18 protein-coding genes and 1 tRNA gene are annotated in these 15133 nt (G+C 61.2%); 7 read left to right on the plus strand and 12 right to left on the minus strand.

Annotated features, from left to right (window positions below):
• Window positions 1-2 precede the first annotated feature (2 nt).
• Complete coding sequence (locus tag AC3WP7_RS19410) at window positions 3-1436, minus strand: M48 family metalloprotease (RefSeq protein WP_092247216.1); 1434 nt, start codon at window positions 1434-1436, stop codon at window positions 3-5.
• A gap of 94 nt (window positions 1437-1530) precedes the next feature.
• On the opposite strand from AC3WP7_RS19410, the gene AC3WP7_RS19415 reads away from it, so the two are divergent.
• Both AC3WP7_RS19415 and AC3WP7_RS19420 read left to right on the plus strand, forming a co-directional pair.
• The gene (locus AC3WP7_RS19415; RefSeq protein WP_092247220.1) at window positions 1531-1770 is read left to right on the plus strand and encodes a sulfurtransferase TusA family protein; all 240 of its coding nucleotides are present in this window, start codon (window positions 1531-1533) and stop codon (window positions 1768-1770) included.
• A 30-nt stretch (window positions 1771-1800) separates the two neighbouring features.
• Complete coding sequence (locus AC3WP7_RS19420; RefSeq protein WP_092247223.1) at window positions 1801-2871, plus strand: AI-2E family transporter; 1071 nt, start codon at window positions 1801-1803, stop codon at window positions 2869-2871.
• Window positions 2872-2911: 40 nt separating this feature from the next.
• On the opposite strand, the gene AC3WP7_RS19425 is transcribed toward AC3WP7_RS19420, so the two are convergent.
• Entirely contained in the window at window positions 2912-3385 is a 474-nt protein-coding gene (locus AC3WP7_RS19425; RefSeq protein WP_102592615.1) for a peroxiredoxin, read from the minus strand.
• Between the two features lie 10 nt (window positions 3386-3395).
• Window positions 3396-3956, minus strand: coding sequence for a glycine cleavage system transcriptional repressor (locus tag AC3WP7_RS19430; protein WP_003172487.1), 561 nt, complete (start codon window positions 3954-3956; stop codon window positions 3396-3398).
• 273 nt (window positions 3957-4229) lie between these two features.
• Here AC3WP7_RS19430 and dapA point away from each other — a divergent pair, with 273 nt between their 5' ends.
• From dapA to AC3WP7_RS19455, 5 genes are all read left to right on the plus strand, one after another.
• On the plus strand, window positions 4230-5108 hold the full coding sequence (dapA, locus tag AC3WP7_RS19435) for a 4-hydroxy-tetrahydrodipicolinate synthase (RefSeq protein WP_092247226.1): 879 nt from the start codon (window positions 4230-4232) through the stop codon (window positions 5106-5108).
• 17 nt (window positions 5109-5125) lie between these two features.
• On the plus strand, window positions 5126-6241 hold the full coding sequence (gene bamC / locus AC3WP7_RS19440) for an NlpB/DapX family lipoprotein (protein ID WP_058425138.1): 1116 nt from the start codon (window positions 5126-5128) through the stop codon (window positions 6239-6241).
• 4 nt (window positions 6242-6245) lie between these two features.
• Entirely contained in the window at window positions 6246-7004 is a 759-nt protein-coding gene (locus AC3WP7_RS19445) for an MBL fold metallo-hydrolase (RefSeq protein ID WP_012722776.1), read from the plus strand.
• Between the two features lie 27 nt (window positions 7005-7031).
• The gene (gene purC, locus AC3WP7_RS19450) at window positions 7032-7745 is read left to right on the plus strand and encodes a phosphoribosylaminoimidazolesuccinocarboxamide synthase (protein WP_010212191.1); all 714 of its coding nucleotides are present in this window, start codon (window positions 7032-7034) and stop codon (window positions 7743-7745) included.
• 83 nt (window positions 7746-7828) lie between these two features.
• A tRNA-Ser gene (locus tag AC3WP7_RS19455) sits at window positions 7829-7918 on the plus strand.
• 88 nt (window positions 7919-8006) lie between these two features.
• Here the strand turns inward: AC3WP7_RS19455 and AC3WP7_RS19460 are convergent.
• From AC3WP7_RS19460 to AC3WP7_RS19500, 9 genes are all read right to left on the minus strand, one after another.
• Complete coding sequence (locus tag AC3WP7_RS19460; protein ID WP_102592616.1) at window positions 8007-8147, minus strand: multidrug transporter; 141 nt, start codon at window positions 8145-8147, stop codon at window positions 8007-8009.
• Window positions 8148-8340: 193 nt separating this feature from the next.
• The gene (locus tag AC3WP7_RS19465) at window positions 8341-9567 is read right to left on the minus strand and encodes an MFS transporter (RefSeq protein ID WP_071488945.1); all 1227 of its coding nucleotides are present in this window, start codon (window positions 9565-9567) and stop codon (window positions 8341-8343) included.
• 255 nt (window positions 9568-9822) lie between these two features.
• Window positions 9823-10035 (minus strand): cold-shock protein, encoded by a 213-nt coding sequence (locus tag AC3WP7_RS19470; protein ID WP_092247232.1) that lies wholly within the window; start codon window positions 10033-10035, stop codon window positions 9823-9825.
• A gap of 68 nt (window positions 10036-10103) precedes the next feature.
• Window positions 10104-10316, minus strand: a complete 213-nt coding sequence (locus AC3WP7_RS19475; protein ID WP_092247236.1) for a cold-shock protein — start codon at window positions 10314-10316, stop codon at window positions 10104-10106.
• Between the two features lie 284 nt (window positions 10317-10600).
• Window positions 10601-12526 carry a response regulator gene (locus AC3WP7_RS19480; RefSeq protein WP_102592617.1) on the minus strand — a complete coding sequence of 642 codons (1926 nt, stop codon included), beginning with the start codon at window positions 12524-12526 and terminating at the stop codon, window positions 10601-10603.
• The gene (locus AC3WP7_RS19485; RefSeq protein ID WP_071488947.1) at window positions 12516-13379 is read right to left on the minus strand and encodes a sensor histidine kinase; all 864 of its coding nucleotides are present in this window, start codon (window positions 13377-13379) and stop codon (window positions 12516-12518) included. Before AC3WP7_RS19485 ends, AC3WP7_RS19480 begins: the two co-directional genes overlap by 11 nt.
• The gene (locus tag AC3WP7_RS19490; protein ID WP_102592618.1) at window positions 13372-14379 is read right to left on the minus strand and encodes an ATP-binding protein; all 1008 of its coding nucleotides are present in this window, start codon (window positions 14377-14379) and stop codon (window positions 13372-13374) included. The genes AC3WP7_RS19485 and AC3WP7_RS19490 overlap by 8 nt, the downstream gene beginning before the upstream one ends.
• Window positions 14370-14774 (minus strand): ATP-binding protein, encoded by a 405-nt coding sequence (locus AC3WP7_RS19495; RefSeq protein ID WP_071488948.1) that lies wholly within the window; start codon window positions 14772-14774, stop codon window positions 14370-14372. The genes AC3WP7_RS19490 and AC3WP7_RS19495 overlap by 10 nt, the downstream gene beginning before the upstream one ends.
• Window positions 14771-15133, minus strand: coding sequence for an STAS domain-containing protein (locus AC3WP7_RS19500; protein WP_017254285.1), 363 nt, complete (start codon window positions 15131-15133; stop codon window positions 14771-14773). The genes AC3WP7_RS19495 and AC3WP7_RS19500 overlap by 4 nt, the downstream gene beginning before the upstream one ends.

A 15133-nucleotide genomic window follows, 5' to 3' on the forward strand; every position in this document is an offset into this window, starting at 1 on the left:
GTTTAGCTCATCATCCCTTTGACCAGGCGTTCCTGTTCGATCAACTCACGCTGGCGTGCATCGATGCGCGACGACAGCGGGAAGTTGCTGCCGGCGCGACGCTTGGCAAAATCCAATTGCTGGATGGCCTGCTGGAAATCACCGACCAGCGCAAAGTACTCGGCGCGGGCCTGATGCAAACCGATGATGTTGCCCGACAAACCGCGTGTCTCAGCGACCTGGTACCACACGTCCGGGTCATCCGGGCGAGACTTGAGCAAACCGTCCAGTGCCTTTTCTGCATCCGCCGTGCGGTTCTGCTTGAGCAGCAGGTCCACGCGCACCTGATTCAACGGATAGTTGCCTGGGTACTGGGTGAGCATCCGATCCGTGCGTTGCTGGGCATCCGGCAGGCGGCTGTTGTCGATGTCCAGCTGGATCTGCGCCAGGTTGTAGGTGATGTCGTTGGGCGCCTTGGCCAGCAGCGGCGAGAGGTTTTCCCGAGCCTGCTTGAATTGGGAGCCTTTGATCTGGGCGATAGCCAAGCCGTAGCGCGCCACATCGTTCTTCGGGTTTTCGTCCAACTGCGCCTGGAAACGCTTGGCGGCGAGGCCAGGGGTGTCTTCGTATTGCAATTGCACCCGCGCGCGGATGAGCTGATAACGCAGGCTGTCTTCCTTGCCGCCAGGCTTGGATTGCTCGGCGCGGTTGCGGGTGTCGGCGATCCGCGATTCGGTGACCGGGTGCGTCAACAGGAACTCCGGCGGTTTGGCGTCGAAGCGGTATTGGCGCATCAGGCGTTCGAACATGGTCGGCATGGAGCGCGGGTCATATCCGGCTTTTTCCAGGTTGAGGATGCCGATACGGTCTGCCTCTTGTTCGTTCTGGCGAGAGAACCGACGTTGTTCCTGGATCGCCGCGGCCTGGGTGCCGGCAATCGCGGCAATGCCTGCATCGCCTGCACCCGCCGCAGCAGCAATGATGCCGCCGAGCAGGGCGGCCATCATCGGAATCTGCATGCGCTGTTGCGCTTCAACGCCACGGGCGAAGTGGCGTTGGGACAAATGCGCCAGTTCGTGAGCCAGTACCGAGGCATATTCCCCTTCGGTCTGGGCGTTGAGGAACAGGCCGCCGTTGACCCCGACGATGCCACCCGGTGCGGCAAAAGCGTTCAGTTGCGGGCTGTTGATCAGGATGAATTCCAGCCGCCGGTCATTGACCTGGCTGGTCTCCACCAGCTTGTACACGCTGGTTTCGACGTAGTCCTTGAGCTGCGGGTCGTTGAGTTGCGAGACCTGGCCCCGCAGGTAGGCCAGCCACGCGCGGCCCAGTTGGTATTCCTGTTGCGGCGAGACAATGGCAGAACTGGCGTCGCCAAGTGACGGCAGGTCGTCGGCGAAGCCTGGGGAGGCCAGCAGGCAAGCCAGCGTCAGCAGGGTGGGGCGCAAAAAAGTCATGCACAGAGCCTTTCGACAAAGAGCTTACTGTAGCCGGACACTGAGCTTCGGACCAGATATTCTAAGCACTCTCAACGCTTGCCCGGAGTAAACCATGACCAACGCTGTAGCCTTTGATGCCGAACTCGATGCCAGCGGCCTCAATTGCCCGCTGCCTTTGCTCAAGGCCAAGCTGGAACTCAACCGTCTGAGCAGTGGCGCAGTGCTCAAGGTGATCGCTACGGACGCCGGCTCCCAGCGTGATTTCCGTACGTTTGCCAAGCTGGCCGGCCACACGCTGCTGCATGAAGAAGACGCCGCCGGTGTGTACCGTTACTGGTTGCGCAAGGCCTGAATCGTTTGCCCTATCACCCGAGGTTGATTGATGTTCAAAGTGTTACGAGACTGGATCCAGCGCTACTTCTCCGATGAGGAGGCGGTGGTGCTGGCAGTCCTGCTGTTTCTGGCCTTTACGGCCGTACTCACCTTGGGCGGCATGCTGGCGCCGGTATTGGCGGGGATGGTGCTGGCTTACCTGATGCAGGGCCTGGTCACTACGCTAGAGCGCCTGCACCTGCCGGGTGGGGCGGCGGTAGGGCTGGTGTTCGCCTTGTTCATGAGCTTGTTGGTGCTGTTTATCGTGGTGGTATTGCCGTTGCTATGGCATCAGTTGATCACCCTGTTCAATGAACTGCCCGGCATGCTCGCCAAGTGGCAGTCGCTGTTGCTGTTGTTGCCGGAGCGCTACCCGCATTTGGTGTCGGACGAACAGGTGCTGCAAGCCATCGAAGTGGCGCGCGGCGAGATCGGAAAGTTCGGGCAATGGGCGCTGACCTTTTCTCTGTCCAGCCTGCCGCTGCTGGTCAACATCATGATCTACCTGGTGCTGGTGCCGATCCTGGTGTTCTTCTTCCTCAAGGACCGCGCCATGATCGGTCGCTGGGTGCGAGGCTACCTGCCGCGCGAGCGCGCGCTGATCACCCGGGTGGCGGAGGAAATGAACCGGCAGATCGCCAACTACATTCGCGGCAAGGTCATCGAGATCATTATCTGCGGGGGCGTGACCTACATCGCCTTCATCGCCCTGGACCTGAACTACGCAGCCTTGTTGGCCTTGCTGGTGGGGATTTCGGTGGTAGTGCCCTACGTCGGCGCCGTGGTGGTGACGGTGCCCGTGACCTTGATCGCCTTGTTCCAGTGGGGCTGGAGCGACCAGTTCATCTACCTGATGGCGGTTTACGGGATTATCCAGACCCTGGATGGCAATGTGCTGGTGCCGCTGTTGTTCTCAGAGGCAGTCAACCTGCACCCGGTGGCGATCATCTGCGCGGTGCTGTTGTTCGGTGGGTTATGGGGATTCTGGGGCGTGTTTTTTGCGATCCCGCTGGCAACGCTGTTCAAGGCGGTGCTGGACGCGTGGCCGCGGCAGGAGCCTGTCGTGGCGCCGCTTCTGTAGTGAGCGGGACAAGCCCGCTCATACAAAAGTCTGCTGCGTCTCAGGCTTTGTTCAAGGCCTGCGCCGCCGCCAGCACGGCATCCACATGGCCCGGCACCTTCACACCACGCCATTCCTGGCGCAGCACGCCATCCTTGTCGATCAGGAAGGTGCTGCGATCCACGCCGAGGTATTCCTTGCCGTACAGCTTCTTCAACTTGATCACATCAAACAGCTGGCAAACCGCTTCATCCTTGTCACTGATCAGCTCGAAGGGAAACTCCTGTTTGCCCTTGAAGTTCTCGTGGGACTTCACGTTGTCACGCGACACGCCAAACACCTCGGTATTGGCCGCCTTGAACGCTGCGTACTGATCACGAAAGCCCTGGCCTTCGGTGGTGCAGCCCGGCGTGCTGTCCTTCGGGTAGAAGTAGATCACCACTTGCCTGCCCTTGAGGGCGGCGAGGCTGAAGGTCTGGCCGCTGGTGGCCTGGGCTTCGAAATCGGCTACGGGTTTGTCGATGACTACCGCCATGAAAACTTCCTTACATTGGGTTCTGTGGGCGCCATGGCTCGATCAAGGCGTCGAGGTTCAAGGCATCGGCGAAATCCAGGAACTGGTCGCGCAACCAGCTGATCTGCACGCCGGCCGGCAGGGTCACGGTAAACGTGGCGTTCAGCATGGTGCCGCCGGTTTGCGGGGCCTGGTAGGTGTCGCAGGTCAGGTTCTCCAGCTCGACGTTGTGGTCGATGAAGAACTGGCACAGCTCATTGACGATGTCCGAGCGGTAGGCGGAGCTGACGTAAGCCACATACGGCAGGGCCTGGGGACGATTCTCCAGGGCTGCGCTGCGCACCACGTTGACGGTGAAGTCATGCTTCTTGGCCAGGCCTGGCAGGCCGGTCTCCAGGCGCGCCAGGGCATCCCAGGTGCCGGAGATCTGCAGGACCAGCGCGCTGCACTCGCCGTGGCGGGTCAGGCGGGAGGTCACGACGGCGCAGCGGTTTTCATGGCTGGCGCGGCACAGGACGTTGGTCAGCTCCATGGGGTTGGCGCCGAGGGCACTGATAACAAGGAATTGTTCGCGAACTGTGGGGGTGGACATGCAGCCTTCCTAAAACGATGAGCGGTCGATACCGTGTGGGCTGTATCGATCAAAGGATGAAGGGTAGCGAAAACCGTCGCCAAGGGATAGGAGGTGGCGTTTTCATTGCGTGATCAGTCCGATTTCAGCGTGCTTCAGGGCATGCTTTCGTCCAATGATGGCATTGCCCGTCGTTTAGTTGCGGCAGAACGCATCCTCAGGCGGTACTTCGCTTGTGCAAGCATCTTGGCGCCAGTACCATTACGGCTCTCTTTTTCCGGCAGGAGCGGTTGCATGATTGCGGGCAGTATGGTGGCACTGGTCACACCCATGGATGCACAAGGTCATCTCGACTGGGACAGCCTGGGCAAACTGGTGGACTTCCACCTGCAAGAAGGCACCAATGCCATCGTGGCGGTCGGCACCACCGGTGAATCGGCTACCCTCGACGTGGAAGAACATATCCAGGTCATCGAATTCGTGGTCAAGCGTGTTGCCGGCCGTATTGCCGTGATCGCCGGTACGGGCGCCAACTCGACGCGTGAAGCCATCGAGCTGACCAAAAACGCCAAGAAGGCCGGCGCCGACGCCTGCCTGCTGGTGACCCCGTACTACAACAAGCCGACCCAGGAAGGCCTGTACCAGCATTTCCGCGCCATTGCCGAAGCGGTCGATATCCCGCAGATCCTCTATAACGTACCGGGTCGCACCGCGTGCGACATGAAGGCCGAGACCGTGATCCGCCTGTCGACCGTGCCGAACATCATCGGTATCAAGGAAGCCACCGGTGACCTGCAGCGCGCCAAGGACATCCTGGCCGGCGTGAGCAGCGATTTCCTGGTGTATTCCGGTGACGACGCCACCGCTGTCGAGCTGATCCTGCTGGGCGGCAAGGGCAACATCTCCGTGACCGCCAACGTGGCCCCCCGCGCCATGAGCGAAATGTGTGCCGCCGCCATCGCAGGCGACGCCGTGACCGCCCGCGCGATCCACGAGAAGCTGATGCCGCTCAACAAGACACTGTTTATCGAATCCAACCCTATTCCCGTGAAATGGGCACTGACTGAAATGGGCATGATGCCGGGCGGTATACGTCTGCCGCTCACCCGTCTCAGCGAAGCCTGTCACGAACCGCTGCGACAGGCCCTGCGCCAGTCCGGCGTCCTGGTTTAATTGAGGAAGCACTACGCATGAAGCGATTGGCCGGACTTTCCGCACTTGCCTTGATTATCTCCAGCACCAGTGGCTGCGGTTGGATCTGGGGCCCGGAAGGCTACTTCCGTGACCGCGGCAGCGATTACCTGGAAGCACAACCCACCAAACCGATGGAATTGCCGCCGGGCGTCAACGTCGCCAAGCGCCTTGACCCGTTGCTGCCGATCCCGCGCAACGTCGCCGACGACACCACCAAGGGTGAATACGTGGTGCCGCGTCCACAGCCGATCTCGGCGGTGGCGGATGCCAGCGACTACAGCCTGCAGAAGAGCGGCGACTCGCGCTGGATCGTGGCACAACGCCCACCTGCCGAAGTCTGGCCGGTGGCCGTGCAGTTCTTCCAGGACAACGGTTTCCGCCTGGACGAGCAGCGCCCGCAGACCGGTGAGTTCACCACCGCATGGCAGCAGGGCAGCGAGCTGTCCGCCACCATGGCCAAGCGCTTGCAGGCCGGTGGCGTAGCCGCCGACAGCGAAGCCCGCGTGCGTGTGCGCATCGAGCCAGGCGTACAGCGCAATACCAGTGAGGTCTACGTGGTCAGCGCCGAGCGCCCGGCCGGCAGCACCGCCAACGTTGACTTCACCAACCGCTCGGTTAACACCGGTGTCGACTCGGCGCTGGTCGACGAGATGCTGGCCAGCATGAGCCGTATCTCCGAGAAGGGTGGTTCGGTTTCCCTGCTCGCCGCCCGTGATTACGACACCCCGAGCCGCGTCAGCCTCACCGAAGACGGCAGCGGCAACGTGGTGCTGAACCTGGGTGAAGACCTCGACCGTGCATGGGCCAGTGTTGGCCGCGCGTTGGAGCAGGGCCCTTGGCGCGTTGAAGACATCAACCGCAGCCTGGGCCTGTACTACATCAACGTGGCGGAAAAGGCCGAGCGTAAAGACGACGAGCCTGGTTTCTTCGGCAAACTGTTCGGCAGCAAGCCGACCAAGGAAGAGATCGAGACCCGCGCCGAGCGTTACCAGGTTCGTTTGAGCAAGGTGGGCGACAGCGTGCAGGTCACCGTCGAGAAGAACATCAATACCGTTGCGCCAGCTGAAACAGCGCGCAAAGTGTTGGGCGTGATTCAGGACAACCTGGGCTGATCCGATGCGTTTTGCCGTTCTCGGCAGCGGTAGCCAAGGGAACGGCACGCTGGTCGCACATGACGACACGTATGTGCTGGTGGATTGTGGTTTCTCGTTAAAAGAAACCGAGCGGCGCCTGCTGCGCCTGGGGGTTCACCCCGCGCAGCTGAGCGCGATTCTGGTAACCCACGAACATGCCGACCACGTGCATGGCGTGGGTTTGCTGTCTCGGCGCTACAATCTCCCGGTGTACCTCAGTCGCGGCACCTTGCGCGGGATGCGCAAACCCATTGAACCCGCAGGTTTCCTGGCCGGTGGCGAGCAGTTGCAAATCGGCGCCTTGAGCATCGACGTGATTGCCGTGGCGCATGACGCCCAGGAGCCGACGCAGTATGTCTTCAGTGACGGTGAGCGGCGCTTCGGCGTACTGACCGACCTGGGCTCCTACTGCGCCAAGGTGCTGGACGGCTACCGGAACCTCGATGCCTTGATGATCGAGTCCAACCATTGCCGAGACCTGCTGGCCCGTGGTCATTACCCCTACTTCCTCAAGCAGCGGGTGGGCGGCGAACTGGGACATTTGAACAACCACCAGGCGGCGTACCTGGTGTATGAGTTGGGCTGGCAAGACTTGCAACACCTGGTCCTGGCCCACCTGAGCAGCAAGAACAACCTGCCGCAGCTGGCCCGGCAATGTTTTGTCGACACCCTCGGGTGCGACCCGGACTGGCTGCAACTGGCCGATCAAGATTCAGGGCTCGACTGGCGACACATCGCCTAGCCCACCATTTAGCAAGCGGAGCCCATCATGGAAAAACGTGAAGAACTCTACCGCGGCAAAGCCAAGTCGGTGTACAAGACCGACGACGCCAACCGCCTGATCCTGCTGTTTCGCAACGACACCTCGGCGTTCGACGGCAAACGCATCGAACAACTTGATCGCAAAGGCATGGTGAACAACAAGTTCAACGCCTTCATCATGCAGAAGCTCGAAGCGGCCGGCATCCCGACCCAATTCGACAAACTGCTGGGCGACAACGAGTGCCTGGTCAAGAAGCTCGACATGATCCCGGTTGAATGCGTCGTGCGTAACTACGCCGCCGGCAGCCTGGTCAAGCGCCTGGGCGTTGAAGAGGGCCTCAAGCTCAATCCGTACACCTTCGAACTGTTCCTGAAGGACGACGCCAAGGGCGACCCGTTCATCAACGAATCCCACGTCGTGGCATTCGGCTGGGGTACCGCTGAGCAACTGGCGCGCATGAAGGAGCTGTCCCTCAAGGTCAACGACGTGCTGAGCAAGCTGTTCGACGACGCCGGCCTGCTGCTGGTGGACTTCAAGCTCGAGTTCGGCGTGTTCCACGACGGCTCCATCGTCCTGGGCGACGAATTCAGTCCGGACGGCTGCCGCCTGTGGGACAAGGACACCAAGAAGAAGATGGACAAAGACCGCTTCCGCCAGGGCCTCGGTGACGTGATCGAAGCCTACGAAGAAGTCGCCAATCGTCTCGGCGTACCGCTTTAATCGACGCAAGCATCTGATAGCACGGAAAAAAATCGCTTCGGCGCTTTGCATCCACGAATCATGCTGTTATGATGCGCGCCGTTGGAGAGATGCCAGAGTGGCCGAATGGGACGGATTCGAAATCCGTTGTACCTTCACCGGTACCTAGGGTTCGAATCCCTATCTCTCCGCCATTACATAGAAAAAGCCCCGTAGCCGAGTAAGCTACGGGGCTTTTTCATTTTGGAATGTAATCGTTCCTTCGCTGTAGCCAGCAAGCCTTCAAGCGTGACCCTGCTTCTTGCCCTTGGGCTTTGACGGCGGCTTTTTATCCGTCTCCTTCACCGTCTCCCTAGGCCTCTTCTTTGCCTCAGCCTCTGTCACGTACTCCCCTGTGACCGCATCACGATATCTAGCTGGCATATAACCTCCTTGGCAGTCTGTCGCCACGGCGGCGACTTTTTCAGGCTAGCCCAGGTGCCCGGGGGCACAAGATTCATTGTGCGAATTCTCATTACCAGGCTTTTCCATCGCTGTGACGGTCGTTGCGACATTGAAAATAAAAAAGCCTGCTGGGCTTAAGGCTCAGCAGGCTTTTTGGGTGGGCACTCTTCGCTCAGGCGGGTTGGGCCGCCAGGCTATTGCTTACATTCCGCCCCAGCACCAGCACGGTCATAAAACCGACGCCGACCAAGGCCGTGGCCAGGCTCAACAACACCGAGCTGCCCATCTGGTCGACGATCCGCCCGCCAAAGAACGAACCCAGGGCAATGATCACCTGGAACAAGGCGACGAACAGCGGCATGCCGCGTTCGACATCCTTGGGCGCGACCACGAACATCCAGATACTTGCACAGGCCGGGAAGGCGCCGAAGGCAAAGCCCCACAGGCCGATCAGCATCGCTGCGCCGGTCATGCCGGTGGCGAAGTAAGGGAAAAGGGCGGTGCTGGTGCCGATCATCAGTGCAACCAGCATCAAGGTGTGGCGTACGCTGCGGTTGGCGGCAAAACCGGCAAAAATATTTCCGAATACCCCAGCCACGCCAAAGAGCAGCAACAGTGAACCAATCGTTGGGCCGTCGAAACCGGAGCTGTATTTAAAGAACGGTGCGACATAGGTGTACGCAGCAAAGTGTGCCAACCCGATCAGCAATACCGCGATCAACCCGACCCGAGCCCGTGGGTTGATGAACAAGGCGGGCAGGTCGCGCACGAGAATGGCTTTCTCCGGGTCCAGCCGGGGCAGCAGGAGGACCTGCGCCAACAACACCGGGATACCCACCAGCGCGGTGACCAGGAACGTCATGCGCCAACCCATCAAGCCACTGAGCCAGGTACCGACCGGCACGCCCAGTACGGTGGCCAGGGTCACGCCCATCATGATGATCGAGGTGGCCTTGGCGACGTCCACACCCTTGGGCGCCAGGCGGCCGCTGAGGGCGATGGCCGTCGCCCAGAAGCCGCCGATACTGATGCCCAGCAAGACGCGGCCGAACAGCAGCAGGCTGAAGTCACTGGCGAACGCCACGACCATGTTGGCAATGATCATGATCAGCGTCAGGCCGATCAGCAGGTAGCGGCGGTCCATGGCGCCAATGATCACCGACAGCAATGGGGCGGCGAGGGCCGCCATGATGCCGGGCAGGGTCACCATCAGACCGGCGTGGCCGGCACTGATGCCGAGGTCGGCAGCGACGTCGTTGAGCACGCCCACCGGGAGAAACTCACTGGTGACCAGGGCGAAGGCACCGACGGCGACCGAGAGAATCGCCAGCCACTGCTGTTTGACGCTCTGTTGATTATGTTCGGGGAGGCCGCTGGGGGCTTGGCTGGCACTTGGCATGGTGTTGGGTTCCAGGGTGAACGACGCCTGCAGTCAGGCGAGGGGGAGGGGATCTGGAGGCGATTATAGGAATCAGTGTTGAAAATCGGGCAGGCGCTCGTTTCGATAGTAATCATCAGTGCTATCGATGCGACGCTCTGGCACGCACTGCATGACGAGGCAGCAGTCCGTGCGCAGGTGGGGCGTTGGCCGTACGGGGGAGGAAAGAGTGAAAGGCGTGCCGCGAACGCGGTTCATGGCACGCCGTAGGCTGCACTAATGCGTACTGGGTTCTTCCTCAACGCGAATGTTGAATGCCTCCAGCACACCGTCGCTTCTTCTTCTCAACTCGTAGGTCACGGTTTGCCCTTCGCGTAGCAACTGGCCTCCCCTGGCGAAGGACGGGCTGTGGAAGAAGATATCCTGGTCATCGTAGGTCGCTGTCTCGCTGCTGGTGGTGATTGCAGTCCGCGGAGCTTTACAGGGCATGGCCGTTCTCCTTTTTCAGTGCAACATAGCGACTTCAGTGAGGGCCTCAAACGTTGATCCGAAGGGGATCAGACCTGCACGGCCACTTCATCCGCCTGCATGCCCTTCTGACCTTGCACGGCTACGAAAGTGACTTTCTGCCCCTCTTTCAATTCTTTGTATCCATCCCCCTGAATCGCTCTGAAATGAACGAAAAGGTCAGGCCCGCTCTCCGGAGTAATGAACCCATACCCTTTTTCGCTGTTGAACCACTTCACCGTACCGTTTTGTCTTCCGCTCATTCTTCGTATCCTCGCAAACCCATGTCTCCCGCTGTACGCCGACACATTGCCGGTAGCGGTATGCCTAAGCAAAGTCCCGAAGCGGCCACCCGTCAACGCGTCGCAAGACCAGCGGTACTGTCATTCCTGACAGGTTCGCGGCTCGATCAATTGAGTGATACTGCGCAGTTTTACGGTGAAAATTTCTGAGGCCCGGGCACGCGTGCGTTCCAGCACCGGATCGCTGCCGCCTTCCGCCAGCAGATAGGCTTCCTGCCCTGTTAGGTGTCCCGGTCTATCGGCGCCTAGCCCTGCTCCCCTACGCCCTGCCTGATCTTTTCCAGCAGCTCATCGATATGAAAAGGCTTGGTGATCAGGTCCATGCGTTCGCCCAGGAAGTTCTGGCGGTTGGCCGCATTCTCGGCGTAGCCGGTCATGAACAGGATCGGCAGGTTGGGGTTCAGGGCTCGCGCGTGGTCGGCCAGCTCCCGGCCAGTCATGTACGGCAAGCCGACATCCGTCAGCAGCAGGTCGATGCCCGCATTGGCTTTCAGGATGACGATGGCTTCGTCACCATCGGCCGCCAGGCTGCAGCGGTAGCCGGCATCCGCCAGTACCTCGGCGACAAAACTGCGGACCGAGGGCATGTCTTCCACGATCAGTATGTGTTCGCCCTTGCTGTTGCCCGGCACCGCCACGGTCTTGGTGGCAAAGGTGGCGGGGCCGTCGGCGGCGGGGAGCATGAGGGTCACCTCGGTGCCCTGGCGGGTCACGCTGCGAATCTGTGCATCACCGCCGGACTGGCGGGCAAAGCCATAGATGGTCGACAGACCCAGGCCGGTGCCCTGGCCGACGGGTTTGGTGGTGAAGAAGGGGTCGAACACCTTATCGATCACGCTGTGCTCGATGCCCACACCGTTGTCCCGTACCGACAGTGCAACGTACGGGCCATCTTCCAGCTTGAGGTTGCCGTTGGAATACGACGGGTAAGTCGTCACCCAGATAATCCCGCCCTGGGGCAGTGCATCCCGCGCGTTGATCACCAGGTTCAGTACCGCACTTTCCAGTTGGATCGGGTCCACCATCGCCACGGCGGGGTTGGTGGTCAGCTCCAGTTTCAGGGCAATGTGTTCGCCGATGGTGCGCACCAGCAACTCTTCCAGCGAGCGGATATGTGCGTTGATATCGGTCGGCCGGGTGTCCAGCGGCTGCTGGCGGGCGAAGGCGAGCAGACGGTTGGTCAGGCCGGCGGCGCTCAGGGCTGAACTGAGCGCCGCGTCGGCATAACCCAGGACCTTGTCGGTGCGCTGGCTTTCGATACGCTTCTTGATCAGTTCCAGGCTGGTGATGATGCCCGTCAGCAGGTTGTTGAAGTCGTGGGCGATACCGCCGGTGAGCTTGCCCAAGGCATCCATTTTCTGGGCCTGGAGCAGTTGCGCTTCCGTACGTGCCAACTGGGTGGCGGCGTTGGCCAGCTCGGCCTGTTGGTGGCGTTCACGATGGCGGTGTTCGGTCACGTCCTCGACAAACACCAGGCTCAATTCGGCGCGGTCATAGGGCGAAATCTGCCATTCGGTTTCGCGCAGTTGCCCATCGACCTTCATCTGCAGCGTGCCCTTCCAGCGTTCACCCGCCGCGAGGCGCAGGCACAGCTCCTGGATGACGCTGTATTGATCGCTGGCGAAGCATTCGAGCAGGGCGTCCGGGTTGAGGTTGTCGTGGATCAGTTGGGCGAAGGCGTGGTTGCACTCGTGAACCTTCAACTGCGCGTCCATCACCGCAATCGGTGCGCTGATATTGAAGAAGATTTCCCGGAAGCGCGCCTCGCTTTCGCGCAGTGCGTATTCGGTGTCGCGTACCCGCAGCAAGGTGCGCAGGGTCGCCAGGAGCACCTCGGGGTCTACCGGGTGGATCAGGTAGGCATCGGCGCCTGCGTCCAGGCCGGTGATGATGTCGCCGGTCTCGATGGACGCCGCCGAAACGTGCACCACCGGCAGCAAGGCCGTGGCCGGGTTGGCACGCAAACCACGCACGATGTCGAAGCCGCTCATGTCCGGCAGGTTGACGTCCAGGATCAGTGCGTCGATCTTGCCCCTCGCGATCAGGTCGAGCCCTTCCTGGCCCGTGCCGGCTTCCAGTACCAGGTAATGATGGCGCTCCAGGCGTCGGCGCAGGGCATAGCGCGTGGCAGCGTTGTCGTCGACGATCAGCAGTTGTATGTCACGTTTCATCGACGGTCTCGCTGGCGATGGAAAAGGGAATGACCACAAAAAACAGCGAGCCCACACCGGGTGTGCTTTCCACGCCTACCCGGCCACCGAGCAGTTCGGCGAAACGCTTGCACAAGGACAGGCCCAGGCCGGTGCCGCGCAGGCGCTTTTGCAACGGCGAATCGATCTGGGAAAAGTCTTCGAACAGATTGCTGTGCAATTCACCCGGTATACCCAGGCCGGTGTCCTGCACCGCAAAGCGTATCTCGTGTTCATTCTCCATGCGCGCCGACACCCGCACTTCGCCCTGCGCGGTGAACTTCAGCGCGTTGGAGATAAAGTTGCGCAGGATCTGCGCCAGTTTCTTGTCATCGGTGTAGAGCTTGGGCAAGCCGGAGGGCTCTTCGAAGATCAGGTCCACCGAGGACGCATCGACAATCGGCCGGAACATGCCGCGCAACGCCGAGAACAGGTCGAACATATCGAACCAGGCCGGGGAAATGCTGATACGTCCGGCCTCGATCTTCGCCAGGTCCAACAGGTCATCGACCATCTCGCGCAGTTCGCGGGCCGAGTTGCGAATGAAGCCGACCTGGGTGTGCTGTTCCTCGCTCAACGGGCCATCCAGCTCATCGGCCAGCAGGCTGGTGATGCTCAGGATCGAGCCCAGCGGTGTGCGGAACTCATGGCTCATGTAGGACAGGAAGCGGCTCTTGAGGTCCGACGCCTGGCGCAGTTGGTCGGCCTGGGTGTCCAGTTCGGCATACAGTGCCAGCACGCCCTGGTTGGTTTCGTCCAGCTCGGAACGCAGGGCGTCCGCCTCCAGGCGAAGGCGTTGGATTTCAGCGGCGAGCGCGGCAGGGGTGTCAGCCATCAATGGCCTCCAGGGCAATCACGAAGACCGTGACGTCATCCCGGCCGCGACAGAAGTCACGGTGCAGGACGGCGGCGATCAGGGCAGGGTGGCGGTGGACGAGCCCGGGGTAGTCCGACAGGTTCCAGCGTGACTGCAGGCCGTCGCTGTAGAGGATCAGCAACTGGCCGCCCACTTGAGCGTAGTCGAAGGCATGTGCCTTGCGAAACTGCACGCCGACGATCCCGGGATGGGAGGCCAGGCCACGGGACTTTTCCGGCCCGATCAGGCTGGCGCCAATATTGCCCACGCCGGTAAACCTCAGGTTATCGGCCTGGGCATCGTATTGGGCCACGGCGAGGGCGCCACCGCGGGTGCCGTTCATGGCAATGTGCAGATCGTTCATCAGCACCGTCGAATCCAGGAAGGCATTCTGGGCAAATACCACCTCACCTGCCCGGGCGGCTTGCTCGGCATATTCGCCATGGCCCAGTCCATCGGCCACCATCACACTGAAACCACCGGGTTCGATTGCCAGGTGCCAGGCATCGCCGCAATGCGGATCATCATGCAGTGAGTGCTGGCTGACCCCGTAGCGAATGTCCTTTGCCACTGAGCCGCGTGGATACAGCCTGGCCAGGATCGCCGTTCCGCGTGGATTGGCGTAGGCATCGAATACCTGGGCCAGGCGCGAAATCGCACCCAGGCCAATGCCTTGGGTGCCCCCGGTAGAGTAACCGTCCACCAGGCAGCTGTTCAGGTCGAAGCCTTGGCCACGGTCGATGGCGATCAGTTCGAGGCCGCCATTACCGGTGGTGCGCAGGTGCAGTTGGCCATGTTCGGCATGCTTGAGGACATTGCTGGCCAGTTCGGTGGCCACCAGGGCCACGCGCCCGGCATCGGTGTCGTCGAAGCCCAACTGCTCGGCGAGTTGCTGCGCCGTGCGGCGGGCGTGGCCGACCTGGCTGGTGTCTTCAATCAGCAGCACATGCGTCAAGGCACTGGGAATGTTCAGGCCCATCGGGTGATCGTCACGCGGGTGCCCTGGCCTGGCGCGGTCTCCAGTTCAAATTCATCCACCAGGCGCTTGGCCCCGGTGAGCCCCAGGCCCAGGCCGCTGCCGGAGGTCCAGCCGTCGGTCATTGCCAGTTTCAGGTCGGGAATGCCCGGGCCTTCATCGCGAAAGGTCAGGCGCAGGCCGGGTCGGTGGTCTTTTTCGACCACCGCCCAGTCCATGTAGCCACCCTTGCCATAGACCACTGTGTTGCGCGCCAACTCGCTGACCGCCGTGACCAGCTTGGTCAGGTCGATCAGGCGCATGCCGCAATCCTGGGCCAGTTTGCGTACGAGTTGTCGAGCCAGCACGACGTCCTGTTCGATCAGCACCGGGTGGGTGCCATTGCTGGCTTGGGTCATGAGTGTTCTACCCGGTCGCGCAGCAGTTTCATGCCGCGCTCGACATTCAACGCCGTCGCCACGCCAGGCAGGGTCATGCCCAGTTCCACCAGCGTAATGGCTACGGCGGGTTGCATGCCGACCAATACCGTCTGGGCATCCATGATGCGCGACAGGCCGGAGATGGTGCCGATCATGCGTCCGATGAACGAGTCGACCATGTCCAGCGCCGAGATATCGATCAGCACACCGCGGGCGGAGGTACGGCTGATGCGCTCGGACAGGTCGTCCTGCAGGGTCAGCGCGAGTTGGTCGTGCATGTCCACCTGGATGGTCACGAGCAGGAACTCGCCCATCTGCAAAATAGGGATGCGTTCCAT

This window comes from Pseudomonas sp. FW305-3-2-15-C-LB1 (assembly GCF_058787615.1).